24 protein-coding genes are annotated in these 24,787 nt (G+C 42.9%); 11 read left to right on the forward strand and 13 right to left on the reverse strand.

Annotated features, from left to right (window positions below; all coding sequences use genetic code 11):
* The first annotated feature begins 108 nt into the window (after positions 1 to 108).
* Complete coding sequence (locus AC1IR0_RS06740; RefSeq protein WP_086044648.1) at positions 109 to 606, forward strand: GlcG/HbpS family heme-binding protein; 498 nt, start codon at positions 109 to 111, stop codon at positions 604 to 606.
* Positions 607 to 677: 71 nt separating this feature from the next.
* Positions 678 to 1,076: a hydroxyisourate hydrolase gene (gene uraH / locus AC1IR0_RS06745; RefSeq protein WP_086044647.1), complete on the forward strand. Its 399-nt coding sequence runs from the start codon at positions 678 to 680 to the stop codon at positions 1,074 to 1,076.
* Between the two features lie 381 nt (positions 1,077 to 1,457).
* On the opposite strand, the gene AC1IR0_RS06750 is transcribed toward uraH, so the two are convergent.
* Positions 1,458 to 3,161 (reverse strand): M61 family metallopeptidase, encoded by a 1,704-nt coding sequence (locus AC1IR0_RS06750; RefSeq protein ID WP_479741250.1) that lies wholly within the window; start codon positions 3,159 to 3,161, stop codon positions 1,458 to 1,460.
* Between the two features lie 175 nt (positions 3,162 to 3,336).
* Between AC1IR0_RS06750 and AC1IR0_RS06755 the strand changes: the two genes are divergently transcribed.
* From AC1IR0_RS06755 to slyD, 3 genes are all read left to right on the forward strand, one after another.
* Positions 3,337 to 4,650 (forward strand): D-alanyl-D-alanine carboxypeptidase PBP6B, encoded by a 1,314-nt coding sequence (locus tag AC1IR0_RS06755; RefSeq protein ID WP_005106512.1) that lies wholly within the window; start codon positions 3,337 to 3,339, stop codon positions 4,648 to 4,650.
* A 250-nt stretch (positions 4,651 to 4,900) separates the two neighbouring features.
* Positions 4,901 to 6,187 carry an NAD(P)/FAD-dependent oxidoreductase gene (locus tag AC1IR0_RS06760; protein WP_004645547.1) on the forward strand — a complete coding sequence of 429 codons (1,287 nt, stop codon included), beginning with the start codon at positions 4,901 to 4,903 and terminating at the stop codon, positions 6,185 to 6,187.
* A gap of 136 nt (positions 6,188 to 6,323) precedes the next feature.
* Positions 6,324 to 6,806 (forward strand): peptidylprolyl isomerase, encoded by a 483-nt coding sequence (gene slyD, locus AC1IR0_RS06765; protein ID WP_004278960.1) that lies wholly within the window; start codon positions 6,324 to 6,326, stop codon positions 6,804 to 6,806.
* Positions 6,807 to 6,972: 166 nt separating this feature from the next.
* On the opposite strand, the gene AC1IR0_RS06770 is transcribed toward slyD, so the two are convergent.
* The 5 genes from AC1IR0_RS06770 to AC1IR0_RS06790 all read right to left on the reverse strand — a co-directional run bounded on the left by AC1IR0_RS06770 (position 6,973) and on the right by AC1IR0_RS06790 (position 11,546).
* On the reverse strand, positions 6,973 to 7,746 hold the full coding sequence (locus AC1IR0_RS06770) for a M48 family metallopeptidase (protein ID WP_005106510.1): 774 nt from the start codon (positions 7,744 to 7,746) through the stop codon (positions 6,973 to 6,975).
* A gap of 112 nt (positions 7,747 to 7,858) precedes the next feature.
* The gene (locus AC1IR0_RS06775) at positions 7,859 to 8,167 is read right to left on the reverse strand and encodes a hypothetical protein (protein ID WP_005103587.1); all 309 of its coding nucleotides are present in this window, start codon (positions 8,165 to 8,167) and stop codon (positions 7,859 to 7,861) included.
* Between the two features lie 160 nt (positions 8,168 to 8,327).
* Positions 8,328 to 9,647, reverse strand: coding sequence for an adenylosuccinate synthase (locus AC1IR0_RS06780; RefSeq protein ID WP_004278963.1), 1,320 nt, complete (start codon positions 9,645 to 9,647; stop codon positions 8,328 to 8,330).
* Between the two features lie 70 nt (positions 9,648 to 9,717).
* The gene (locus AC1IR0_RS06785) at positions 9,718 to 10,884 is read right to left on the reverse strand and encodes an ATP phosphoribosyltransferase regulatory subunit (protein WP_004278964.1); all 1,167 of its coding nucleotides are present in this window, start codon (positions 10,882 to 10,884) and stop codon (positions 9,718 to 9,720) included.
* A gap of 206 nt (positions 10,885 to 11,090) precedes the next feature.
* A complete protein-coding gene (locus AC1IR0_RS06790) occupies positions 11,091 to 11,546 on the reverse strand; it encodes an Lrp/AsnC family transcriptional regulator (RefSeq protein ID WP_253145738.1) in 456 nt (151 codons plus the stop codon).
* 147 nt (positions 11,547 to 11,693) lie between these two features.
* Between AC1IR0_RS06790 and AC1IR0_RS06795 the strand changes: the two genes are divergently transcribed.
* Both AC1IR0_RS06795 and AC1IR0_RS06800 read left to right on the forward strand, forming a co-directional pair.
* Entirely contained in the window at positions 11,694 to 12,443 is a 750-nt protein-coding gene (locus AC1IR0_RS06795) for an AzlC family ABC transporter permease (RefSeq protein ID WP_312584358.1), read from the forward strand.
* Positions 12,440 to 12,739 carry an AzlD family protein gene (locus AC1IR0_RS06800; protein WP_312584356.1) on the forward strand — a complete coding sequence of 100 codons (300 nt, stop codon included), beginning with the start codon at positions 12,440 to 12,442 and terminating at the stop codon, positions 12,737 to 12,739. Before AC1IR0_RS06795 ends, AC1IR0_RS06800 begins: the two co-directional genes overlap by 4 nt.
* Before the next feature lie 42 nt (positions 12,740 to 12,781).
* On the opposite strand, the gene AC1IR0_RS06805 is transcribed toward AC1IR0_RS06800, so the two are convergent.
* Both AC1IR0_RS06805 and AC1IR0_RS06810 read right to left on the reverse strand, forming a co-directional pair.
* Positions 12,782 to 13,078: a hypothetical protein gene (locus AC1IR0_RS06805; RefSeq protein WP_004278968.1), complete on the reverse strand. Its 297-nt coding sequence runs from the start codon at positions 13,076 to 13,078 to the stop codon at positions 12,782 to 12,784.
* A 192-nt stretch (positions 13,079 to 13,270) separates the two neighbouring features.
* Positions 13,271 to 14,293, reverse strand: a complete 1,023-nt coding sequence (locus AC1IR0_RS06810; RefSeq protein WP_409665862.1) for a type I glyceraldehyde-3-phosphate dehydrogenase — start codon at positions 14,291 to 14,293, stop codon at positions 13,271 to 13,273.
* Positions 14,294 to 14,681: 388 nt separating this feature from the next.
* On the opposite strand from AC1IR0_RS06810, the gene alaS reads away from it, so the two are divergent.
* The 3 genes from alaS to csrA all read left to right on the forward strand — a co-directional run bounded on the left by alaS (position 14,682) and on the right by csrA (position 19,225).
* Positions 14,682 to 17,375, forward strand: coding sequence for an alanine--tRNA ligase (gene alaS, locus AC1IR0_RS06815; protein WP_409665864.1), 2,694 nt, complete (start codon positions 14,682 to 14,684; stop codon positions 17,373 to 17,375).
* Between the two features lie 64 nt (positions 17,376 to 17,439).
* On the forward strand, positions 17,440 to 18,720 hold the full coding sequence (locus AC1IR0_RS06820) for an aspartate kinase (RefSeq protein WP_004278971.1): 1,281 nt from the start codon (positions 17,440 to 17,442) through the stop codon (positions 18,718 to 18,720).
* Positions 18,721 to 18,970: 250 nt separating this feature from the next.
* The gene (gene csrA / locus AC1IR0_RS06825) at positions 18,971 to 19,225 is read left to right on the forward strand and encodes a carbon storage regulator CsrA (RefSeq protein ID WP_004278972.1); all 255 of its coding nucleotides are present in this window, start codon (positions 18,971 to 18,973) and stop codon (positions 19,223 to 19,225) included.
* Between the two features lie 94 nt (positions 19,226 to 19,319).
* On the opposite strand, the gene rnhB is transcribed toward csrA, so the two are convergent.
* Both rnhB and AC1IR0_RS06835 read right to left on the reverse strand, forming a co-directional pair.
* Positions 19,320 to 19,907, reverse strand: a complete 588-nt coding sequence (gene rnhB, locus AC1IR0_RS06830; RefSeq protein ID WP_004278973.1) for a ribonuclease HII — start codon at positions 19,905 to 19,907, stop codon at positions 19,320 to 19,322.
* A 59-nt stretch (positions 19,908 to 19,966) separates the two neighbouring features.
* Positions 19,967 to 20,338 carry a hypothetical protein gene (locus AC1IR0_RS06835; RefSeq protein ID WP_004278974.1) on the reverse strand — a complete coding sequence of 124 codons (372 nt, stop codon included), beginning with the start codon at positions 20,336 to 20,338 and terminating at the stop codon, positions 19,967 to 19,969.
* 217 nt (positions 20,339 to 20,555) lie between these two features.
* On the opposite strand from AC1IR0_RS06835, the gene AC1IR0_RS06840 reads away from it, so the two are divergent.
* Entirely contained in the window at positions 20,556 to 21,119 is a 564-nt protein-coding gene (locus tag AC1IR0_RS06840) for a cytochrome b (RefSeq protein WP_409665866.1), read from the forward strand.
* A gap of 43 nt (positions 21,120 to 21,162) precedes the next feature.
* Here the strand turns inward: AC1IR0_RS06840 and AC1IR0_RS06845 are convergent, their stop codons facing one another.
* The 3 genes from AC1IR0_RS06845 to AC1IR0_RS06855 form a co-directional block, all read right to left on the reverse strand.
* The gene (locus AC1IR0_RS06845; RefSeq protein WP_479741251.1) at positions 21,163 to 21,516 is read right to left on the reverse strand and encodes a hypothetical protein; all 354 of its coding nucleotides are present in this window, start codon (positions 21,514 to 21,516) and stop codon (positions 21,163 to 21,165) included.
* A 45-nt stretch (positions 21,517 to 21,561) separates the two neighbouring features.
* Positions 21,562 to 22,563: an adenosine deaminase gene (locus tag AC1IR0_RS06850; RefSeq protein ID WP_409665868.1), complete on the reverse strand. Its 1,002-nt coding sequence runs from the start codon at positions 22,561 to 22,563 to the stop codon at positions 21,562 to 21,564.
* Between the two features lie 76 nt (positions 22,564 to 22,639).
* Positions 22,640 to 23,962 (reverse strand): NCS2 family permease, encoded by a 1,323-nt coding sequence (locus tag AC1IR0_RS06855; RefSeq protein ID WP_004645563.1) that lies wholly within the window; start codon positions 23,960 to 23,962, stop codon positions 22,640 to 22,642.
* Positions 23,963 to 24,787: the final 825 nt, after the last annotated feature.

A 24,787-nucleotide genomic window follows, 5' to 3' on the forward strand; every position in this document is an offset into this window, starting at 1 on the left:
GCTGTTTTTAGCTAGTTCTAGATTACAAATTGGTAATCTGATTGTCATGCTGCACTGGCGGATTTTTTTCTAAGATAGCCCCAGTAGTCAATTGCATGAAAGATAACCATGAAAATTTCAATCGCCAGCACAACCTTGACCTTGCTCAGCAGCGTATTACTACTCAGCTCACTGGCACATGCAGAATTTAAAACGGCGCCAGTCATGTCGCTAGAAGTAGCAAAGCTCATGGCCAGCAACGTCATGCTTGCTTGCCAGAAACAGGCCAAGCCGGCGGCAGTCGTTATTCTGGATCAGGGTGGCAACCTGCTGGCCAGCCAGCGCCATGAATCTGTCGGCATTCACAACCTGATTGCAGCGGAACGGAAAGCTTTCACCGCGTATTCAACTAAAACCAGCACACTGGATTTTATGCGCAATGCCCAGAAAAATCCGGATGCACAGAATCTGAATAGCTTGCCTGAATTGCTATTACTGGGTGGTGGTGTCCCTGTCATTTACCAAAACCAGATTGTAGGCGCAGTAGGCGTCGCAGGTGCAGGCGGCTCAGTACAGGATCATCAATGTGCCAATAGCGGCATTCAAACCACCTTAAAGCAGCTGTAATTTCTTTTAATTAGTCATTTTTTTATTCCTTTGATTAAACATTATTCCGTCATTCCACCGAGGAACACAACATGAAAAAAATCTTAATCGCGACTCTTGCCGCTACTGCAGCAACTCTTTCTTTTGCCCAGAACCCGCTGAGTGTACACGTGCTGAATCTGGAAAATGGCCTACCTTCTCCGAATGTAGAAGTGACGCTGGAAACACAGAAAAATGGCAAATGGGTACAGCTTTCACAAGCAAGGACCAATCCTCAGGGTCGTATCACAGCACTGTACCCAGAGAATAAAACCTTTGATAAAGGAACCTACAAAGTGACTTTTAAAACTGGTGACTGGTTTAAAACCCAAAAGCAAAACAGCTTTTTCCCGGAAGTACCGGTGATTTTTGAAGTGGATGGATCAGTCAATCACTATCATATTCCGCTGCTATTAAGCCCCTATGGTTATTCAACCTATCGCGGCAACTAAGCTCTCCCACTTAAGGCCCACCCTCTTTGGGCCTTCCTTTTTTTCTTGTTATTCTTTTATTGAAATGCCATTTACGATTCATATTTAATGATCTAAAAAATAAAATGTAGTCAAAAAAGGAGCTTTGTATTGGATCAGCAAGTTAACCAGATGTTTAATCAGGACCAAGATGTCTTTGCGATACATTGACTGCTATAGCAGAACGCAAAGCCAATAATGGTCGTACTAGCATTTTATGATATTCAAATGAGGAATCAGCATCATTAAATCGCAGCTAAATTCAATGGAACTTCCTGACCGCTCATTAAATAAATATCATGTTGATATTTAGTCAATAAAAAAACCGATGTCTAAGCATCGGTTTTAAAGTTTGAAATTGAATTAAGCTTTCAACCATTTCTCAGCTTTGGCCTGATCTTCAACTTTCAGTTCAACTTCGGTCAGTTTAGAACCGCCTGCCTGAACTTCAAAAGTCATCAGCTCATCTCGACGGAACGCGTATACTGTAAAATTACCGTTCTGTTTTGCATAGCTTTCGAGAAGCTTGGTCGTGGCTTTTAGACCGTCAATCGCAATAATCACGTCATTGGCAGAAAGACCGGCCTGTACAGCCACAGCATCACGACGCGCAGATTGAACTAGAACACCTTCCGGCTTATCTACCAGTTTTAAACCGAATGGCAAAGACTTGTCATTTTTCAGGCTATAAGCCATACCAAACTCAGGGAATAGCTGATCGAGCGGCAATTCATCTGTGGTATTGATCAAGTGATTAATCTGTTCTGACCAATCATCTCCTGTCAATTCTTTACACAATTCAAAGATCGTCCGTTCATGCACCTGAACGCCTTTCTGGGCATTTTCATACAAACGGCGCATCAAAGTATCCAGACTTGAACCACGTAAACGCAGCCCCAAATCCAGGCACAGTGCAACTAAACAACCTTTGTTGTAATAGCTGGTACCCGCATTATTCGAGTTTTCATCCTGACGATAGAATTTCACCCAGGCATCAAAACTGGATTCAGACACTGACTGAATCACACGTCCCGGATTTTGCAAATAACGGTCAATCTGTGCTTTTAACAAAGCAATATACGATTCCTGATTAATCACGCCGCTACGCAGCAAAATCAAATCATCGTAATAAGAGGTGAAACCTTCAAAGATCCATAACAGAGAGGTATAACCTTCTCTGTTTAAATCATAGTTAACGAAGTTTTCAGGGCGAATAAACTTCACCAACCATGAATGGAAATATTCGTGGCTACATAAGCCGAGGAAACGCTGATAATCTTTTGAAGGTTCTTCAGGTTCATTGGCCTTAGGCAAGTCATCACGCGGTGAAATCAAGCTGGTAGAATTTGGATGCTCCAGACCGCCATAGCTATTGCCGGTTGCCATGGTCATAAAGGTATAGTCTGTAAACGGCGCTGAACCAAACATGGAAATTTCTGTAGCACAGATTTTTTCAATATCTTGCTGCATACGCGCGGCATTCATGGCATGTTTACCGGACACCACAAATTCATGCGGAATGCCATTTGCTTCAAAACTGAAACGGGTTTGTTCTGCTAGCTCAAATGGCGCATCAATCAATTCGGCATAGTTTTTGGCTTTCAGGGTGAAACGGCCTTTGACCAGACTTTTGGCTTGCAGGCCGGTTGCCAGCTGAAAATGCTTTAATTCATCTGGCAGGAAGATTTCCAGTTCAATTTCTTTATTTTCCTGACCTTCTAGCCCTAAACATGCACAAGCGGGATTCACATAGAGACGATTTTGATCCACATATGCACCACGAACGGACAGATCATAGGCATACACATCATATTCCACCGTAATCAGCTCATGATCGGTATTGAATAAACGCCATTTGTTCTTTTCAAATTTCTGGATCTGTAACTGGCGCCCATCTTCATCATAGGCTTTGACCGCTTCAATGTGCTTGGAAAACTCTCGAATCAGATAGCTTCCCGGAATCCAGGTCGGTAATGACAAGACTTGAGTCGGGTCCGCAAGAAAACGAACAGTCACGTGAATAAGATGCTGACGATAATCGTCAAATTCAATTTGATAATGCAACATAATGAACGATATAAAATTAAAATAAATGAGATATAGCTTAGCTTAGCATTTTTTAAGCCAGTATGGTTTAGCTGTCTTATTTGTCTACATTTACGACTAGCTATCTGTATAAAAAAGGCATAGCATGCGTGAAAATTAAATCGTTCAACACCCGCCGGGTTATCAAGGAACACCATTGAAATACATCATCTCACTGATTGCGGTTTTCAGTTTATTTATTTCTGCATTTTCACATGCTGCCCTACTAAATATTGTGCCTGAAAGCGTTGAAGCTGAAGCCTGGACCATTCTGGATTCACAGTCTGGTCAAGTCATTGCAGAGCACAATGCCGACGTTCAGCGTGCTCCGGCTTCGCTGACCAAAATGATGGTGGCTTATATTGCCTTAAAGGAAATTGAGGCCGGAAAATTAGATAAAAATGAAGTTTTAACCGCGACCTCTGTGGTGAAAACTGTGATGTGGGATGAGTCACAAATGTACCTGAAAGAAGGTGATCAGATTTCAGTCGATCAGCTTCTGGCGGGCTTAATTATCATGTCTGCTAATGATGCCGCAGTCACGCTGGCTGAGAAAATTTCGGGTGGTATTCCGCAGTTTGTTGAACGTATGAATCAGGAAGCCAAAGCGCTGGGCATGCAGCATACCAATTTCCAGAATCCGGCCGGCATTACCATGCCTGAGCATTATTCGACTGCCGCCGATTTGGCCAGACTGTCTATGGCGGTGGTGAATGAAACTCCAGATTATCTGTATTATTCCAAGCAGCCAAGCTTTACCTACAATCAGCATTTTCATCGTGCGACCAACCGTGTGCTTCAGGTCGATCCAACCGTAGATGGCTTAAAAACCGGTTTTACCCGTGCGGCAGGCTACAATCTGGCGCTGACGGCCAATCGTGTCACAGCAGATTTTGAAATGCCAAATCGCCGTCTGATTGTGGTGGTGCTGGGTACTAAAAGTGCCGCAAAACGCGCTGATGTATCACATAAGCTGATGAATCTCGCTTATACCTATACCCGCAATGAAGTAGCGATCAAAGATCAACAGCTACTGGCTGAATTGCCTGTGATCAAATCCACCTTAAAAATGTTTAAGGTGCAAACCAAGCAACCGCAGATCATTACCACTTCTTTATATGATCAGGGCTACAGTATTGACCTGAACCAGTTTGATCAAACCCAACAGCGTGTCATGCTGAATACAGGTGATGGCGTTTTAAAAAGTATCGAGCCTTTACAGGAAACGCAAACTCATATCAATGTTGAAGTGAAAGCATCTGAACTCATTGCACCTTTGGCGACCATGATGCCTTTGGCGACTATTCAGGTTTATCAGAATAATCAGTTGATTCGTACCATTCAGATTGAGGATCATGTCGAAATTGAAGAAGCCAACCTGTTTCAGAAATTCTTTACTTGGCTACAAGGCTTATTCGGTTTGTTTTCAGACAATACGCCAAGCGTAAAGCTTTATCCTTTAGATAGATAATAGCCCTACATCTCAAGTTACTTTTCTTTAAGCTAGAAGATCTACTCGCTGATCTTCTAGCAGATTCCCTTTATCAATCTCGCTCTCCCCTTGCTTCCTCAAAGCAGCGATACTTACCTGCTCTCACAGAATTGCTACGTTTTGTAATTTGTATAACAATTTTAATCAAGACGCGTTTTAGTGCATGCCATAGTATATTTTCTCTCTATTTCTCTTATTTTTATTAAAAAAATAAACAGGTTAATCATATATGACAGCACATAAAATCGTGATTGTGGGTGGTGGTGCCGGTGGTCTGGAACTGGCAACTCAGCTGGGTGAGAGCTTGGGTAAAAGCGGCAAAGCGCAGATTGTTTTAGTCGATCAAAAACTGACGCATATCTGGAAACCGCTGCTGCATGAAGTTGCCGCAGGCACCTTAAATCCACATGAAGAAGAAACTAATTATTTTGCCCATTCAGCCGCACATCATTATGAATTTGTCTTGGGGACATTTACCGGTCTGGATCGTGAAGCGAAACAGATTGTGGTAGAAACAGAATATTTCTCCAAAAAAGCCCAAGCCAAGAAGAACCAGCGCATCGACTATGACACCCTGGTACTGGCCTTGGGTTCTACCTCGAATGACTTTAATACCGAAGGCGTCAAACAGTTCTGTCATTTTCTCGACAGCCGTCCACAAGCTGATATCTTTCAGCAGGATCTGTTGCATCTCTATTTGAATGCTCAACATGAAGCTTCGAGCCGTGAACTGAATATCGCGATTATTGGCGCCGGTGCGACTGGAGTAGAATTGGCTGCCGAGTTGGTGGAGGCCAAACACAATTTCTTTAAATATGGCTTAAACAAGGTCGATCCAAATAAAGTCAAAATTACCTTAATTGAAGCGGCGGATCGTATTTTGACTGCGCTCTCGCCGAAAGTTGCTGAACATACCATGCAACAGCTGGAAAAATTCGGTATTGAAGTCCTTACCAGTCATCGTGTGGCCAAGGTAGATGAAGACAAAATTTATTTTGCAGATGGCTCAAGTCTGGATGCCGAGATTAAAGTCTGGGCCGCAGGTATCAAAGCACCTGAAGTCTTGGCACAACTGCAAGATATGGAAAAGGACAATATTCACCGCTTGAAAGTCTTCTCCACCCTGCAAACCAAATCTGATCCAGACATTTTTGCTTTTGGTGATTGTGCTCACTGCCAGCCTGCTGCAGATGAACCGGTCTTGGGTCCACGCGCACAAGTGGCTAGCCAACAGGCCAATTTCCTGGCCAATGCCTTGAAAGCACGTGTCAATGAAGAAAGTTATTTACCGATGTTTAAATTTTCTGACAAAGGTTCACTGATTTCCTTAAGCCAGAATAAAGCCGTCGGCGAGTTGCTCGGTCAGGTCAATGTGCAAGGCTTTGTTGCCAAATCGATGTATGTTTCTTTATATCGAATTCATCAGGCGACCATTCATGGTTATGCGCATGCTGGCATTCTCACCGCAAAAGATTTTGTTACACGAAAAATTTCTCCAAAGCTGAAATTGCATTGAAATTCCAGAATTTGGCCCAATCAATGAAAAAATCGTCAACAAAATTGTCAAATTGCGTTTTTTTGCTAATTTTAGTCTACAAAAATGCAATTTCACTTTATGATGTACCCTTAAAAAATTGAATGGATCAATTAACATGACTGCTATTGCAAATAACCTCGTGGTTTCTTTCCACTACACATTGACTAACGCAGAGGGTGAAACTCTCGACCAATCTCAAGGTGAACCACTTGCCTATTTGCACGGTGCAGGTAACATCATCCCAGGTTTAGAAAATGCGTTAGAAGGCAAAACTGTAGGTGAAAAATTCACTGTAAACGTTCCTGCTGCTGAAGGTTATGGGGAATACAACCCTGACCTAGTTCAAGAAGTTCCTGCGCAAATGTTCCAAGGCGTAGACAACATTCAGGCAGGCATGCAGTTCCAAGCTCAAACTGATGACGGCGTGCAAATCGTAACTGTTAAAGCAGTTGAAGGCGACAATGTTGTGGTGGATGCTAACTTCCCACTTGCTGGTCAAGACCTGACTTTCGAAGTTGAAATCGTATCTGTTCGTGAAGCTTCTCAAGAAGAATTAGATCACGGTCACGTACACGGTGTAGGCGGTCACCAGCACTAAGATCTTTTGATCTTGAGTGAAAAAAGGCAAAGTCTGACTTTGCCTTTTTTATTGCCTGAAAATAGCCCGTAGAATATTAACCACCCAATTAGCTATAAAAAAAGCAGAGCCATTGCCCTGCCTTTCCAATCCGATCAAGATCTCCTTTTACAGGATGATCAGTGGATTATTTTTTTTGGTTATAAATCTGCATCGCTGCTGGCAATTGTTGACGCATTTGCCCAATACGCTGACTATTCGATGGATGCGTAGACAGGAAGGTTGCACCACTGCCGCCACCAAGTTTGTTCATTTTTTCCCACAGGGTAATGGCTGCATTCGGGTTATAACCTGCGCGCGCCATCAACATTAAACCGCCTTGGTCAGCACGGCTTTCCAGATTACGCGAGTATGGCAAGCCAATACCGATCTGACTACCTAATTGTGCTGCTGCAGCGCCACCTTGACCTACACCTGCTGCATTTAAGCCAATACCCAAAGCCAGATCAGTCAGGGCTTGAGCACCGATTTTCTGCTTAGAATGCTCTTCTAAGGCATGCACCATTTCATGACCCATAATCGCTGCAATTTCAGCATCGGTCAGATTCAGTTTATTCACGATACCGGTATAAAATACAACCTTACCACCTGGTGCAACAAAGGCGTTGACCTGATCAGATTTGAGCACAGCCAATTGCCACTGGAATGCTGTACCGGTTTGATTCATCTGGTTAGCAACTGGCTTCAAACGGTTAAATACATTATTAATCCGTTTATAGGTGGCTGAACTGGTATCCAGTTGGCCTTTATTGCGCGCATCATTGACCATGGCATTATAGCTTTGGCTCGCAGATGCATTTAAGGTCGCAGTATCTGCCCCTGCCATATCGGCAATGGTGGTACAACCTGATAATGTTACGACTGTAGCAGCCGCCATACTCAATAAAAGTTTATTCTTCATTATAATTTACTCCACCTTGGCTTAAGGGCAATTTACATTGTAAAAATTATAAGTGAAAGCACGCAGCAGCTAAACGCTTAATTCATTCATCTTCTTATAAATTATGTAATTTTTAAGCCAAATACTGTATCGCCAACCAATAAATCAGACAGATGATATTTAAGCCCAAGTAAACCTGACTCAGTGGTTTGATTTTCTGTTCAAGCATTTCGTCTTTACGTTTGAAATATAAAAAAGCATTTTGCAATAAAATAATAGGCACTAATACACAGGCGATAATGACACTCAGACCAATCAGCGCCGCATAAATCACTTCGGGATTTTGGGTTTGCGCACGAATAATCATCATGGCAATTGTTGGCGCCCCGCCCATCGCGAATAACAATGAATAAAACATGGTCGCCGATATATTTTTTTGCATCCTGCAGCTCATTTTTCTTTCTTTATATACCGCTATGTTAAAGCACATCACGCTACATTACCGATGCAACTTTAGTCTTGAAATAGCTGCATAAATTCAGGATATAAAAAAACCCATCCGGAAATGGGTTTTTATCATTCAAGCTTTAATCAAATGAAGATTAAGCATCAAACGGGTGGCGAAGAACAATCGTTTCTTCACGGTCTGGACCTGTTGAAATGATGTCGATTGGACATTCAATCAATTGCTCAAGACGTTTTACATAGTTCAATGCAGCTTCTGGCAATTGATCCAGTGATTTCGCACCGAAAGTTGACTCAGACCAGCCTGGCATAGTTTCGTAAATCGGTTTTAAAGTTTCGAATGCAAGCGCATCAGAAGAACCGACACAACCAGAATCTGCAGCTTCATAACCCACACAGATTTTCACTTCTTCTAAACCGTCAAGAACGTCAAGTTTAGTCAGGCAAATACCAGAAAGTGAGTTTACGTCAACTGAACGGCGTAGGATTTCAGCATCGAACCAGCCACAACGACGTTGACGGCCAGTAGAGGCACCAAATTCATTACCAATCGTACCGAGGTGTTTACCAATCGCATCACCCGTGTCATTTGCAGCGTCATACACCAACTCAGTTGGGAATGGACCTGCACCTACACGCGTTGTATACGCTTTGGTAATACCCAGTACATAGTCAAGATGCAAAGGACCCAGACCTGAACCAGAGCTTACGCCACCAGCAGTGGTATTCGAAGAAGTCACATACGGATATGTACCGTGGTCAACGTCAAGAAGTGAACCTTGCGCGCCTTCGAACATGATGTTGTCACCGTTTTTACGGTAGTTATGCAATTCAGTGGTCACATCCACAACCAGTGGCGCAACAACTTTACGCCATTCGTCGCAAAGTGCCAGCACATCTTCCAATTTAACTGCTTCAACACCGTAGTATTCAGTCAGCTGGAAGTTATGGTAGTCCAGAAGTTCAGTTAACTGAGCAGTAAGATGTTCACCACCACGTACTAGGTCAGCAACACGTACTGCGCGACGTGCTACTTTGTCTTCGTATGCAGGACCGATACCACGACCTGTCGTACCAATCTTCGCATTACCACGTTTTTTCTCACGCGCCTGATCAAGTGCGATGTGGTTCGGAAGAATCAATGGACAGTTTGGAGAAATGCGTAAACGTTCTTTAACAGGAACGCCTTCTTTTTCAAGAATGTCCATCTCTTTGATGAGCGCTTCAGGAGAAAGAACAACACCGTTACCAATTAAGCACAATACGTTTTCACGTAAAATACCTGATGGAATGAGGTGTAAGACAGTTTTCTTACCACCAACCACAAGAGTGTGACCTGCGTTATGTCCGCCTTGATAACGAACTACCGCTGCCGCTTGATCTGTGAGCAGGTCGACGATTTTACCTTTACCTTCGTCGCCCCATTGGGTACCAAGTACCACAACATTCTTGCCCATAATAGCCTCATTACATCATGCTGTTAAAGTTGAAAGCCCCGCTCAGCGACATGAACACTGAGCCAAGCAGTTAAATCGTTTTGACTGTCCACTCACCATTTGCATTCACCAGCTGGTGCGTCGCATATGGAATCGAGTTTAAATCATCATTACCCAGTAACTGAATTACACTTAAGCCTTGTGCACGAATATTCTGAATTGCATTCAGAAGTTCTGCATCAGTGCCTTTAGGTGCAACCACGACCTGTACCGCATCAAACTGGCCTGCGCTTAAAGCATATAAGTCACAAGAGAAACCGGTTGCCGGACGCGCACGGCCAAAATGTTCACCAATGCCATCATAACGGCCACCTTGTGCCAGTGCAGCTGCACGGTTCGGTGCATAGACTGCATACATCAAGCCAGTATGATAATGGTATGAACGTAATTCAACCACATCAATACCAATACTCAAGTTTGGCCAACGGGTTTGAACTTCGTCTTTGGTGGTTTGCAAGACATTAAAAGCCTGCGTAAATGCTGGATTTGCCAACACTTCAGCACTTAAATGCGCTTGTAATGCATCCAGGTCGCTGGCATAGCGTCCAAGTGCATAGAAATCCTGACCAAATTTCAGGTCTGCCGTGAATTCTTCTAATTCTGGCAAAGCCTTACGCTGGTATAAATCAGATAATTGCTGTTCAGCGACTTTGTTTAAGCCGGCTTGAGCCACCAGACTGCGGAATAAACCCACATGACCTAAGTCCAGATGAATACCATCTGCCAGACCTGTTTCCTGAATCAGACTGATCATCAAGTCGACCATTTCTACATCGGCATCGATGCTGTCTGAACCAAATAGCTCCGCACCTAACTGTAGTGGCGCACGCGAAGTGTTAAAACCGCGAGGCTTGGTATGCAGAACGGTTCCTGCATAGCAGTAACGTGCTACACCTTCCACTGGATGTACATGCGCATCAATACGAGCCACTTGTGGTGTCATATCGGCACGCACACCAAGCAAACGACCAGAAAGCTGATCGATTACTTTAAAAGTGGCTAAGTCTAAATCTTGATTCGATTCTGAGAGAGAAGATAGAGATTCGATGTATTCAATGAATGGCGTGTACACCAGCTGATAACCTCGAGATGCAAGGAAATCCAGTGATTTACGGCGCAGACTTTCAATAACTTGCGCTTGTTCTGGTAATACATCAGCTACACCATCAGGTAATAACCATGTCTCTGAAATGGGCATGTTGTAAACCTAAATTCTTGTCAGCGCGGAACGAATCCGCATAAAAAAATCGGGAGCACACCCGATTTCTCCTAGTCTAGCACGATAGTTTTGGCTGTGCATCGCAAATTTTATAATTTTCGCTACCTGATGAAATCAACAACAATTGTGTCAACTATCAGCGTTTTAATGCACATTTAAAACAAATAGCATGACAAAATCCGGCATTAAACCAAAGGCAATGCAGTCGTGCTTTTAACCGTTTGCAATGGAATTTCAGTTTTTACACTTTGAATGCAGGGAATTTGGGTTAAATGATGAATCTGAAATTTACGATAGGCATCCAGATCAGCCACCACAATTCTTAAAAAGAAATCACAATCGCCTGCCATTAACTGGCACTCGACGACTTCTGGCATTTCCTTGATCGCTTCGACAAATTGATCGACCACAGCAGCTTCTTGAGACTTGAGCCAGACGCGTGCAAACACGCTCATCGCCAAATTGACCTTTTGTGGATTCAGCAGTGCGACATATTGCTCAATCACGCCATTATCTTCCAGCTGTTTTACCCGTCTTAAACAGGGTGACGGTGACAAGCCAATTAATTGAGCCAGTTCATTATTTTGCAGTTTTCCATTCTTTTGCAGCTCATGCAAAATGCGTTTATCTATTTGATCCATGTCTATGCCTTGGCATTTAAAACCTCTTAAATTTAATTTAGCGCAATTTAATTTCAAATAAAACTCAAATCTCTTTCACTACAACAGCAAATAGCCTGAATATCGCCATAAAATATGGTCTAGTTTTGCAGTACCCAGGTCATTTCCATGCTTTTGTTCAGACAAAGCACCGCAGCAATAGTTGCCCCTACCGATTTCAGTGAATTTCAACGTGGCATGAAAGATTCTATTCCCATGCTTTTAGGGATTATCCCCTTTGCGCTGGTACTGGGTGCGACGGCAGTACAGAAGAATTTCAGCTTGCTCGAAGTGCCATTACTGACCGGTTTGAACTTTGCCGGCGGTTCTGAATTTACCATTCTGGAAGTCTGGAGCAGTCCACCAAATTTACTCATGCTGATGTTCATTACCTTTCTGGTAAATAGCCGGCATCTGTTGATGGGCGCCAGTTTGGTTCCGTATTTAAAGCATCTTCCGAATCTTAAAGTTTTTCCGGCGCTGTTTTTTATGGTCGATGAAAGCTGGGCACTCGGTCTGGCTGATGCACAAAGGAAACAGGCGCAACTGGGTTATCGTGCTGCGTTTAGCATGCCTTATTATGCCGGCCTGTGTTTTTGCCTGTACTTGATGTGGGTCGGATTTACCACACTCGGGGCCATGCTTGGACCTGTATTAGGCGACATCAACCGTTTTGGTTTTGATATGGCCTTTCCTGCTGTATTTCTGGTGTTACTAAGAAGTATGTGGAAAGGTTTTGAGGCTGCCCGGCCATGGCTGGTCAGTTTAGTCTGTGCGGCTTTGGCTTATTTATATTTACCTGCGGGCTGGTATGTGCCAATTGGTGCCTTATCTGGAATCGCTTCGGCATTTTTCCTGATTCAAGAGGATCAAACATGATCCAGATGAGTACCTTAGTGGCCATTAGCCTGATTGCTGCGACCACTTATTTAACCCGGATCTTGGGCTATGTCTTATTAAAAAACAAAACGCTGACACAGCGTCAGCGAAAAATTCTGGAAGTAGTCCCCGGCTGCGTGCTGATTTCAGTGATTGCACCCTATTTTGTACGCGACCATCCTGCAGACCTGATCGCCTTGGCTTTAACGCTATTTGCCGCTACACGTTTTGGATTATTACCGACCGTCGCCATCAGTATGGTTTCTGCTGCAATTTTAAGAATTTTAATAATCTAACGCTAGAAAAACCCCTTTAAATGATCTCTAAAGGGGTTTTGTTTATTTCTGTGGATCAACCACTTTGGTCAGCAAACTGACCAGTTCGGCATTTTGCAATTCAACCTGCTGAAGTTTGGCTGTGGTCTGATCCAGCACTTCCTGCTGCACATGCATTTTTTTGGCTAGATCCTGCATGATTTCCAGGGTCTTTTTTAAATTTTCTTCCAGATGCACGATTTTTTCTTCGACTGGCACGCCTTCCACGCTACGTGGCTCATCACTCTGATTAAACTGCAGCCAGATCAGAAAAATTACCGCCAAAGTCAGCAGTATAATAAATCCCCAAACCACCATCATGTGCTTGCTCTTATTTCATTTTATTGTCTTTATCTTAACGAAAAATGCTGCAGATAACGTAAATAATTCAGCCTCAATTCCTGATTTTCGATCAATTACCGGCAAATTCTCTTAAAACATGGCTTGCAGAATATTTATAGGAAAGAAAAAAGCACCGTGTCTTGGTGCTTTTGAGGTTTAGATAACCCGAACTTAATGAAATGATTCACATAAATCCAGTAGACGGTTGGCATAGCCCCACTCGTTATCGTACCAGGCAAAAACCTTAGCTTGATGCCCGACCACCAGAGTCTGGGTCAGATCAACAATCAGTGAATACGGGGAATGATTAAAATCACTCGATACCAAGGGCTCGTCCGTTACCGACATAATTTCGGCAAAATCCTGCCGGGCAGCCTTAATCAGAACTTCATTTAACTTGTGATCGGTAATCGGCGACTGGGAGACAAAGGTCAAATCAATCGCGGCCACATTAATGGTTGGCACCCGAATCGAATAACCATCAATACGATCTTCCATTTTTGGCATGACACGCTTTAAGGCACCGAGTGCGCTCGAAGTGGTCGGAATGATGTTATGGCCCGAGGCACGTGCACGTCGCAAATCACGATGTGCATGATCCAGTACCGACTGATCCGCCGTAACAGCATGGATTTCGGTCATCAGGGCGCTACTGATGCCAAATGCATCATCAATAATTTTGACCAGTGGCACCAAAGCCTGCGTAGTACAAGAAACACTGGAAATGATCTGGTCCGATGCTTTGACTTCATGATGATTGACACCATAGACAATTGCGGCATCGACCGTATCAAAAGGTGCCGCGCCAATAATCACACGTTTCGCCCCTGCGCCAATATGCTGGGTCGCGGCTTCACGAGAACGGAATAGCCCAGTACATTCAAGCACTACATCTACCGTCAAGTTTTGCCAAGGCAACTTAGCCGGATGCGACTCACACAAAACCTGTACTTTTAATGCAGTATCTTTATAGCTGATATGCATATAGATATGTTCAGCATCATAGCTGAGATCCACCTGCCCCGGAAAACGGCCATGGGTCGAGTCATATTTAAATAGATGGATCAGGGTTTCAACATCGGCAATATCGTTAATGGCAACGATTTCAAAATTAAAATCTTTCGGATTTTCAAACCATGCGCGCAGTACATTCCGTCCAATACGCCCAAATCCATTGATTGCCACTCGTTGCATGACTCGACCTTTTATATGCCTATTTTAAAACTCTTCTATGTTAAAGGATTTCTGGCGCCGTACATTAAAAAACTTCAGAGAAAATACTGATTTTCGATTATTTTATTTCTGATCCATCCGTCTGTATCTGGGTCATTTAAAATTCCAGTTATTTTTAATGTGATGGATATCCACGAATTCTACTGTGGGAAAATTCAATTTAATTATTCAGCGAAAAACCTGAGTAAATAAATCCTTCGCAATTGGTTTTAAAATGATTGGTGCATACTGCTTTTTCCGTTATAATTTGGCGTTTTAAATTTTTAAGCCCCGCATTGCAGCAGAGCTCTTATATGCTTGTCAGACTGTGGTGTTTTAGCCAAATCGGAAATTATGGAGTGACTTGGTTGTGAGTACTCGTTTTATGACATCAGCTGAAATTCGTGAAGCATTTTTGCGTTACTTTGAATCGCAAGGGCATACACGTGTCGCGTCGAGTTCTCTAGTACCTGCCAATGACCCAACTTTGCTGTTCACCAATGCTGGTATGAACCAGTTTAAAGATTGCTTCTTAGGTCTAGAAAAACGCGATTATGTACGTGCAGTGTCATCACAAAAATGCGTGCGCGCAGGTGGTAAGCACAATGACCTGGACAATGTGGGTTATACAGCACGTCACCACACTTTCTTTGAAATGTTGGGTAACTTCTCCTTTGGTGATTACTTCAAACGTGATGCGATCAAATTTGCTTGGGACTTTTTGACTAACGAAGAATGGCTTGGTCTTCCTAAAGATAAACTCTATGCAACCGTTTACCACACCGATGATGAAGCCTTTGACATCTGGAACAAAGAAATCGGTCTAGATGCATCTCGCATCATCCGTATTGGTGACAACAAAGGCGGTCAATACGCATCTGATAATTTCTGGGCAATGGGTGACACCGGTCCTTGTGGTCCATGTTCTGAAATCTTCTTTGACCATGGCGATCACATCTGGGGTGGCCTACCGGGTTCTCCTGAAGAAGATGGTGACCGTTTCATTGAAATCTGGAATAACGTTTTCATGCAGTTCAACCGTACTGCTGATGGCGTGTTACACCCTCTTCCAGCGCCTTCTGTGGATACAGGGATGGGCTTGGAGCGTATTTCTGCAGTTTTACAGCACGTCAACTCAAACTACGAAATCGATTTATTCCAGCATTTACTTAAAGCTGCGGCTGAAATTATTGGTCTGGATACTACAGCGCTTGAAGCTGAAGCTGCTGAGAAAGGCACACCAGTTCAGTATCCTGCTTCATTGAAAGTCGTTGCGGACCATGCACGTTCATGTTCATTCTTGATCGCTGATGGCGTAAATCCATCGAATGAAGGCCGTGGTTATGTACTACGTCGTATTATCCGTCGTGCAGTACGTCATGGTAACAAATTAGGCGCAACAGGTTCGTTCTTCCACAAAATGTTGAAGCCACTGATCGAAGTGATGGGCGATGCATACCCTGAACTTGCTGCTCAACAAGCACGTATCGAAGCACAACTTCTTAAAGAAGAAGAACAATTTGCCAAAACACTTGAGCAAGGTTTGAAATTGCTTGAAGGTGAATTGGCACAGTTAAAAGGTTCTGTGATTCCGGGTGAAGTAGTATTTAAACTTTACGACACTTACGGCTTCCCGACAGACTTGACTGCAGATATCGCACGTGAACGTGACTTAACTATTGATGAAGCTGGTTTCGAAACTGAAATGGCTGCACAGCGTCAACGCGCACGTGATGCAGGTAAATTCGCGATCGACTACAACAGCGTAGTTAAAGTTGAAGGCGAAACTCAGTTTGATGGTTATGACGCAACTGCAGGTGAAGGTCAAATCATCGCAATCTACAAAGATGGCGAGCAAGTTGATGAAGTGTTTGAAGGCGATGAAGCACTGATCGTACTCAACCAAACACCTTTCTACGCAGAAAGCGGCGGTCAAATCGGTGATACAGGTATCTTTAAAAACGATACTGGTATTTTCGAAGTTCAAGATACCAAAAAATCTGGTGGCGCATTTGTACACCAAGGTATCGTGACGATGGGTAACTTGAAAGTTACTCAAAATGTAGAAGCAACAGTAAAAGCAGATATTCGTGCAGCAACTGCGCGCAACCACTCTGCGACTCACCTGCTACATGCTGCGTTACGTCAAATTTTAGGTTCACATGTACAGCAAAAAGGTTCATTGGTTGCATCTGATGTGTTACGTTTTGACTTTGCCAATGACCAACCTGTAAGCTTTGAACAGCTGCAAGAAATTGAACGTTTAGTCAATGCTGAAGTGATTGCCAATACTGCGGTGTCTACTGAACTTCTGGATATCGAGTCTGCGAAAGCTAAAGGCGCGATGATGCTGTTTGGCGAGAAATACGGTGACGAAGTACGTGTACTGTCTATGGGTTCAGTGATTGAAGAGAAAAACTTCTCAATCGAACTTTGCGGTGGTATTCACGTAAAACGTACCGGTGATATCGGTCTGTTCAAAATCACCTCTGAAGGTGGTGTGGCAGCCGGTGTACGTCGTATTGAAGCAGTAACAGGCACTAAAGCAGTTGAAGTTGCGCAAAAAGCCGATCGCGATATCAATATGATTAACGGTTTGCTCAAAGCACAAAAAGACCAGACTTTAGAAAAAGTTGAAGCGTTGGTTGATACTGCATCGAGCTTGCAGAAACAGATCGAACAACTCAATCAAAAACTTGCTAGCCTGCAAGCCGGTGAACTTCTAAGCCAAGTTCAAAGCATTGCAGGTCGTGCAACCTTGATTACAACTGTTGAAAACATGGATGCGAAAGCACTTCGCAACCTGCACGACGGTGTGAAATCAAAATTAGAAAATGCAGTGATTGTTCTTGCAGGTGTAGAGGGTGACAAGGTGAGCTTGATCGCATCTGTGGCAAAAGACTTTACTGCTTCTATTAAAGCAGGTGACATCATCAAACATTTAGCGAATGAGCTAGGTGGTAAAGGTGGTGGTAAACCTGACTTGGCACAAGGTGGCGCGCCACTTAACGAGAAGTTTGCTCCAGTGATGGCAGATTTAACTGCCTGGCTTGCAGCAAAATAAAACTTCAATTTTGTGTAACTGACCCTGATAGGTACATCAGGGTCATGGCTTATATGGAACAACTATGGCATTAATCGTTCAAAAATATGGCGGTACCTCTATGGGTACTCCCGAGCGCATTTTAAATGTTGCTCGTCGTGTAAAGCGCTGGCATGACCACGGCCACAAGGTAGTGGTAGTGGTATCAGCAATGAGTGGCGAAACCAATCGTCTACTTGCTTTAGCGAAGGCCATTACCGAAACCCCTGACCCACGTGAACTAGACCAAATGGTATCTACGGGTGAACAGGTTACGATTTCTATGTTAGCAATGGCGCTGAACTCAATTGGAGTTGAAGCAAAATCACTAACAGGTCGCCAGGTTGGCATGAAAACCGACAGCTCATTCAATAAGGCACGTATCGAATCCATTGATACTGAAGTCCTGAACTCAAATCTGGATGCAGGCCGCGTACTTGTGGTTGCCGGTTTCCAGGGTTTTGATGAACATGGCAATACCACTACTTTAGGGCGTGGCGGTTCTGATACTTCAGGTGTTGCAATTGCTGCCGCACTCAAAGCAGATGAATGCCAGATTTATACCGACGTTGACGGTGTATATACCACCGATCCACGTGTTGCACCAAAAGCAAAAAAAGTTGATCGTATTTCATTTGAAGAAATGCTTGAGATGGCGTCACTCGGTTCTAAAGTCCTGCAAATTCGTTCAGTTGAATTCGCTGGTAAATACCAGGTACCTTTACGCGTATTATCAAGCTTCGACAATGACAACGATGGCGCATTCGACGAAGAGTTTAAGCAAAACGTTGGTACACTTATTACGACTGAATTGGAAGACAACATGGAACAGCCAATTATCTCCGGTATCGCATTTAACCGTGACGAAGCAAAACTAACTATTTTAGGTGTGCCTGACGAACCGGGTATTGCTTCTAAAATTTTGTGCCCGATTGGTGATGCCAATGTTGAAGTGGATATGATTATCCAGAACGTTGAAGAAGATGGTACAACTGATTTCACTTTTACGGTAAACCGCGGCGAATTAAATAAAGCCAAAGCTATTCTTGAAGCAACTGCTCAAGAAATTGGTGCGCGTGAAGTTGCGACCCGTTCAGATATCGTAAAAGTATCAATTGTCGGTGTTGGCATGCGTTCTCATGCAGGTGTAGCAAGCAAAATGTTTACAGCATTGGCAGATGAAGGTATTAACATCCTGATGATCTCGACGTCTGAAATCAAGATTTCTGTGATCATTGAAGAAAATTATCTTGAACTTGCGGTTCGTTCATTGCATACCGCATTCGGTTTAGACCGTGAACAAGGCGAATCTAGCGCACGTGCTTAAGCGTTAAGATAGAATATTGTCATTGTTTGACAGTATTTTATAAAAGTCTACAAAAATGCAGAGCCACTATAGTTTTTTTTATAGTGGCTCTGTTATATTAAGCCTGAGGATTTTTAACCAGCTGAGATAGATTAAAATCTTTCACCCAGATGACAGAATTTCTATCCAGATCTTATTTTGTAATTTTTGGTTGTGCTTTTTGTTTTATATTCAATAGATTGCAGGTTTTGCATTTTGCAAGGAGAAAAACATGCTGATTCTGACTCGACGCGTCGGGGAAACTTTAATGATTGGTGATCAAGTCAGTGTGACTGTGCTTGGTGTAAAAGGTAACCAGGTTCGTATCGGGGTAAATGCTCCGAAAGAAGTCTCTGTGCACCGTGAAGAGATTTACCAGCGTATCCAGCATGAACGTGCAATGCATGAACATCTTCAACATATCGATCAAGATTACCAACCTTCTTATGAAGACGATAGCCAGACACAAAATAACTTTAACCGTTAATGTTTGTGCGAAGAATAAAGCGGCTTTTGAGCCGCTTTAAATTTGTCTAAATTTTATACAAAAATATTAAATACTTAGATAATTTAAATAAGACTTAAAGTTCTGCACCCTGCTGTAATGCTGCAATCACCTTTTTTACTGGCCCAAAACTGCGACGATGCTCATCAATCACGCCATGTAAGGCAATCGCTTCAAAATGTGCCTTGGTCGGATAACCCTTGTGCTTGGCAAAGCCAAATTGCGGATGCTTCTGGTCCATCTCGATCATCTGATGATCACGGGTTACTTTCGCCAGAATACTGGCTGCTGAAATTTCAGCATGCAGTGCATCACCACCCACCACGGCATCACAGCTCATAGCAAGGCCCTGTGGAATCTTGTTGCCATCGACCAATACATGCTCAGGCTGAACTGGCAAAGCTTCTACAGCACGGCGCATGGCCAGCAAAGAAGCTTGCAAAATATTATGTTCATCAATCTCTGCCGCAGAAGCCTCAGCAATGGCCCATGCCAGCGCTTTTTCCTGAATCTCGATAAAAAGTTTTTCACGCTTCTTTTCAGTGAGTTTTTTAGAATCATTTAAACCCTCAATCGGGTTGTTCGGATCCAAAATAACTGCCGCAGCGACGACTGAACCGACTAATGGCCCACGCCCTGCTTCATCTACACCAGCAATCTTCATGTCTATTTTTCCATAAAAAATAGGCTGAACCAGTCAGCCTATTTCAATTTAATCTTGGCTTAGTTTACAGCTTCAGCCACACAAGCGTTAATGGTTTTTGCAACCACATTGCCGACAATCGTCGCACGTGCTGCCGGGTCAATTGCTGCAGTCGCCAAATCTACCGCTGTTACACTTTGTGGCGCTTTTTCACTGACACAGCCACAAATTTCAGTCTGGATATTCTGCTTTTGGGTCGTAGTCATTAGACGTGTAGCTGTTTGCCATGCTGGAATATTATTCAGCTCAGTCGTACATTTTGCATTGATCGCGATTTTAAGCGCAGCCCCACCCAGCTGTTGAGTCGTGGTTTGCGTTTCAGGGCTGCCTGTTGTTGCACAAGCAGATAAAACCAAAGTAAGCGGAGCAAGTGCAGCCAATAATTTTTTCACAGATCTGTTCCTTGTTTATTCATATATGAAGCGTGACGCTATTGTGCCGAAATTCACCTGAATAAGAAATCTATAAATCATCCTGAATGTTTAATCTGCACCCAGCCATTTCAATAGATGTTGCATGAAAGCCACCATAGCGTTGCAGATTTGGAATTGCTGGGCTGATTCGCCCTTTGCTAAGGTGCATCCATCTTTGAGGGCAATCGAAAATCACATGGAAAAAGTACAATATTACACGCGCACGGCACAATGGTTGCACTGGATCATGGCAGTTATCTTTATTGCGGCCTGGCTGATTGGTTTTTATAGTGGGAATTTTTTAAGTTATGAGGTCGATGGCAGCTTTAAAGGCGATGTCATCACCCTGCATAAAAATATCGCCACCACCATTATTTTCCTACTGGTTGTGCGAATTTTCTGGCGTTATACCCATCCTGCCCCTGAACTACCGGACACTATGTCACCCCGGATGAAAACTTTGGCACATGCAGGTCATCTGGCTTTGTATTTTATGCTGATTGCTCTACCTGTCACCGGCTGTTTATATAGCTGGAGTCTGGGCTATCCAGCACCAGTGCTATATTTATTTAACCTGCCGGCACTGATTGCAGAAAATCCGGCTGTAACCGCGGTCGTAAAACCCCTACATATCTGGCTTTCCTGGGCAGTTGGCTTACTTTTAGTTGGACATATTTTCGCAGCACTGAAACATCATTTTATCGATAAAGATCATGTACTCAACAGCATGACCCGACAATCCAAATCTTCTAAAAAATAATCTGCAAAACCACACTCAATCAGCTTTCATTGCAAAACTGATTTTATTTTAAGAACTCGGTCATGCAGCCTTTCAGACTGTTTGCAATAGCCTGTTGCGTGAGTTTTGACTTTACTTCTTTATCCAGAGTCGCTTTCAGTAAAGTGCTTGCCGGAATATCCTTGAGTGCATGCTCACCTACACATGAACAGACATTCTGTTCAAGTTCAGCTTTATTTTTGTCCTGCATAAAATAGGTCGAGGCAGTCCAGAATTTAGATGCTTTCAATTCTTTTGCACATTGGTATTCAATCACGGGTTTTAAAGTACGCTGTGTCAAAGTCATATCCGCATTTGAGCAAGCAGATATCAACACGCTACTGATGAGCAGAATTATATTTTTCAATTTCATATCCATCTATAAAAACAAAGGCAGAGCGAACCCTGCCTTTTATTTAAAAACTTAAACCAGGGCACGGATCTGGTTGATCCATTGCTCTTTTTCAGTATCGGTAATAAAAGAGGCTTCAAATGAGTTAATGGCCAACTGCTTGAGTTCCTCATTGCTTAAATCCAGTGCTTCAGCAATGGCAATAAAATTGTCATTCATATAACCACCAAAATAAGATGGATCATCTGAATTGACTGTAACGTGCACGCCTTGTTGCAAGAGGCGACGGATATTATGCTGCTGCATATCATCCACGACGCAGAGTTTCAGGTTTGACAATGGGCAAACTGTCAGTGGCATCTTCTCTGCAATCAGGCGCTGCATTAACGCCAGATCCTCTTCAGAGCGTACACCATGATCGATACGATTCACTTTCAGCAAATCTAAAGCTTCCCAGACATAAGCTGCCGGGCCTTCCTCACCTGCATGCGCTACAACCAAGAAACCTGCTTCACGTGCTTTAGCAAAGACACGCTCAAACTTTGAAGGTGGATGCCCTACTTCACTTGAGTCCAGACCGACCGCAATAATCTGGTCTTTATAAGGTAAGGCCTGTTCCAGTGTTGCAAAAGCAGCCTCTTCACTTAAATGACGCAAGAAACACATAATCAGATGTGAACTGATACCAAGTTTAGTTTTGGCATCATCACAGGCTTTTTGCAAGCCGTTGATCACGGTTGAAAAAGCAACGCCACGGTCGGTATGGGTTTGTGGATCAAAGAACATTTCAGTATGCACGACCCGGTCTTCAGCACATTTTTCAAAATACGCCCAAGCCAGATCATAAAAATCCTGTTCATGAATCAATACAGCTGCACCAGCATAATAAATATCCAGGAACGACTGAAGATTATGAAAGTTATACGCCTGTTTAACTTCTTCAACAGATTTATACGGGATGGCAATTTTATTACGCTGAGCGATCGCAAACATTAGCTCAGGCTCAAAAGTGCCCTCAATATGAACATGAAGCTCAGCTTTTGGCAAAGCTCGAATCAACTCAAGACGGTTCATCGCTTCTCCTCATGAAACCTAAAATAATAAAAAAAGGGTGCAAACTGAGTTTACACCCTTTCCAAATCTAGAAAAATTAGCCGCCAAATAGTGCGAATTTAAGCGTCCATAGTACTGCAATAATCCAGACCATATACGGTACAGTTGATGCCTTACCGGTTAACAATTTGATCAGTGCATAGCTAATGAAGCCCATCGCAATACCATCCGCAATCGAATAGGTAAATGGCATAAATACAATGGTTAAAAATGCAGGGACTGCTTCTGTAATATCTTCCCAGTCAATATGCACGATACCTTGAATCATTAAGACACCGACAAATAACAGCGCTGGCGCTGTTGCAAAGCTTGGTACAGACTGTGCCAATGGAGCCAGGAACAAACAGGCAACAAACAGGATACCGACTACAACAGCAGTTAGACCTGTACGGCCACCGGCTGCTACGCCTGCAGAAGATTCAATGTATGGCGTAGTTGAAGATGTACCCAGCGCTGCACCTGCAACAATTGCAGAAGAGTCCGCAAAAAGTGCTTTTTTCAAACGCGGCAGTTTGCCATCTTTCAACAAGCCTGCACGGTGTGAAACACCTACAAGCGTACCGGTTGAGTCGAATAAATCGACCAGGAAGAAGACAAAAATCACGCCAATTAAACTGGCAGTGAACAGACCTTCAAAGCTCATTTGCATAAATGTGGGTGCAATCGATGGCACTGCGCCAACCACACCTTTAAATTCACTCAGACCCAATGCTGCTGAAATACCGGTTAACACCAAAATACTGATGATGATCGCACCACGCACTTTAAAGTGATGCATCACAACAACCAGAAGGAAACCAAATAATGCAAGCAAAACCGATGGTTGTTTTAAATCGCCCAAACCTACCAACGTAGCAGGATTATCCACAATCAGGCCGGCATTTTTCAAAGCAATCAGCGCAAGGAATAAGCCAATACCACCACCGATGGCCAGTTTCAGCGACATTGGAATCGCATTTACAATGGCTTCACGGATTTTGAACATGCTGATCGCAATAAACACAAGACCGGAGATAAACACAGCCCCGAGTGCTGTTTGCCAAGGCACACCCATTCCCAAACAGACGGAATAGGTAAAGAAGGCATTTAAGCCCATGCCTGGTGCAAGTGCAATTGGATAATTTGCAATCAAGCCCATGACTAAACAGCCAATCGCGGCTGCAAGACAGGTTGCTACAAAGACAGCCCCATGATCCATCCCCGTTTCGGACAAAATCATCGGATTGACAATAATGATGTAACACATCGTTAAGAATGTTGTCACACCAGCAAGAACTTCTGTACGGAAACTGGTTTTGTTTTCACTCAGTTTAAACAGACGTTCAAGCATACTTTCTGAAGATGGATTAGGAGTCGTCATGACCTAGCCCCTATTGAGTAAACTTTATGCTTTAAGCAAGCCGTCAAATAAATGAAATTTTATAAAAAAATTCATCAATTTTAAGGATGTGTTAGCAACGAATATGCCAGCATAGCCATTTGACGGGTTAAAATGTTGGAACAGCTTACAGCCCCAGGGCTATGCTATAAAAACCCAAAAAAAATCTAAACAAAAAAGCTGCATAACCTTTATGCAGCTTTATTTTCTCGATTTAAATCAAATGCTTAACAAGATGAATTCTGCTTCATCCTGATCGTTGGCAAATTATAACACATTGATTTCTTATTGCTTATTTGATTTTACACTTTATTAGAAATTAATATATTCCAGGTGAATATTTAAAAAATTTTATTATATTTATTATGGTTTTAATTTTATTAATCCAGCCCAATTGGCGGGAGGAAGATATATAACCTGCTTAATGTCGATGCCGATTGGATTCCAGCAATTTGCTTGAATCACGTCCATCGTTCAAGACATGACGGATCTTTTCATATTTTCTGATTTCTGACTGTTTATGGACACAAAATCCTAATAAACTGATCATTAAGGCAAAAACAGGGATAGCATATATTTTCATTTTTATTATGCTGCTTTGTAACACTATGCAATTATGCTAACAAAAAACCTAACAAACTTGTGACATAGTTTACATTTAACCCGATAGAAGGCATTTATTTATCTTCTAAAGATTAGGGTCTGTTGACATTTACTGTTTATAATTAACCCTATAAAGGTAGCCATAAAAATATACAGGCTAAAGCAACAGAACTTTGATAATTTCTTTTGAGCTTGTCATATCGA

This window comes from Acinetobacter sp. 129952, from assembly GCF_056642055.1.

What these genes read in the sequence shown, in the direction of transcription:
- AC1IR0_RS06775 (WP_005103587.1), bottom strand. Translation starts at nt 8,167, where the DNA reads ATGCAAAAAAATATATCGGCGACCATGTTTTATTCATTGTTATTCGCG.
- AC1IR0_RS06845 (WP_479741251.1), bottom strand. Translation starts at nt 21,516, where the DNA reads ATGGATATGAAATTGAAAAATATAATTCTGCTCATCAGTAGCGTGTTG.
- AC1IR0_RS06850 (WP_409665868.1), bottom strand. Translation starts at nt 22,563, where the DNA reads ATGAACCGTCTTGAGTTGATTCGAGCTTTGCCAAAAGCTGAGCTTCAT.
- AC1IR0_RS06740 (WP_086044648.1), top strand. Translation starts at nt 109, where the DNA reads ATGAAAATTTCAATCGCCAGCACAACCTTGACCTTGCTCAGCAGCGTA.
- AC1IR0_RS06820 (WP_004278971.1), top strand. Translation starts at nt 17,440, where the DNA reads ATGGCATTAATCGTTCAAAAATATGGCGGTACCTCTATGGGTACTCCC.
- AC1IR0_RS06760 (WP_004645547.1), top strand. Translation starts at nt 4,901, where the DNA reads ATGACAGCACATAAAATCGTGATTGTGGGTGGTGGTGCCGGTGGTCTG.
- AC1IR0_RS06855 (WP_004645563.1), bottom strand. Translation starts at nt 23,962, where the DNA reads ATGACGACTCCTAATCCATCTTCAGAAAGTATGCTTGAACGTCTGTTT.
- slyD (WP_004278960.1), top strand. Translation starts at nt 6,324, where the DNA reads ATGACTGCTATTGCAAATAACCTCGTGGTTTCTTTCCACTACACATTG.
- AC1IR0_RS06800 (WP_312584356.1), top strand. Translation starts at nt 12,440, where the DNA reads ATGATCCAGATGAGTACCTTAGTGGCCATTAGCCTGATTGCTGCGACC.
- rnhB (WP_004278973.1), bottom strand. Translation starts at nt 19,907, where the DNA reads ATGAAGATTGCTGGTGTAGATGAAGCAGGGCGTGGGCCATTAGTCGGT.
- AC1IR0_RS06770 (WP_005106510.1), bottom strand. Translation starts at nt 7,746, where the DNA reads ATGAAGAATAAACTTTTATTGAGTATGGCGGCTGCTACAGTCGTAACA.
- AC1IR0_RS06840 (WP_409665866.1), top strand. Translation starts at nt 20,556, where the DNA reads ATGGAAAAAGTACAATATTACACGCGCACGGCACAATGGTTGCACTGG.
- AC1IR0_RS06790 (WP_253145738.1), bottom strand. Translation starts at nt 11,546, where the DNA reads ATGGATCAAATAGATAAACGCATTTTGCATGAGCTGCAAAAGAATGGA.
- AC1IR0_RS06780 (WP_004278963.1), bottom strand. Translation starts at nt 9,647, where the DNA reads ATGGGCAAGAATGTTGTGGTACTTGGTACCCAATGGGGCGACGAAGGT.
- AC1IR0_RS06785 (WP_004278964.1), bottom strand. Translation starts at nt 10,884, where the DNA reads ATGCCCATTTCAGAGACATGGTTATTACCTGATGGTGTAGCTGATGTA.
- csrA (WP_004278972.1), top strand. Translation starts at nt 18,971, where the DNA reads ATGCTGATTCTGACTCGACGCGTCGGGGAAACTTTAATGATTGGTGAT.
- AC1IR0_RS06805 (WP_004278968.1), bottom strand. Translation starts at nt 13,078, where the DNA reads ATGATGGTGGTTTGGGGATTTATTATACTGCTGACTTTGGCGGTAATT.
- AC1IR0_RS06810 (WP_409665862.1), bottom strand. Translation starts at nt 14,293, where the DNA reads ATGCAACGAGTGGCAATCAATGGATTTGGGCGTATTGGACGGAATGTA.
- uraH (WP_086044647.1), top strand. Translation starts at nt 678, where the DNA reads ATGAAAAAAATCTTAATCGCGACTCTTGCCGCTACTGCAGCAACTCTT.
- AC1IR0_RS06795 (WP_312584358.1), top strand. Translation starts at nt 11,694, where the DNA reads ATGCTTTTGTTCAGACAAAGCACCGCAGCAATAGTTGCCCCTACCGAT.
- AC1IR0_RS06750 (WP_479741250.1), bottom strand. Translation starts at nt 3,161, where the DNA reads ATGTTGCATTATCAAATTGAATTTGACGATTATCGTCAGCATCTTATT.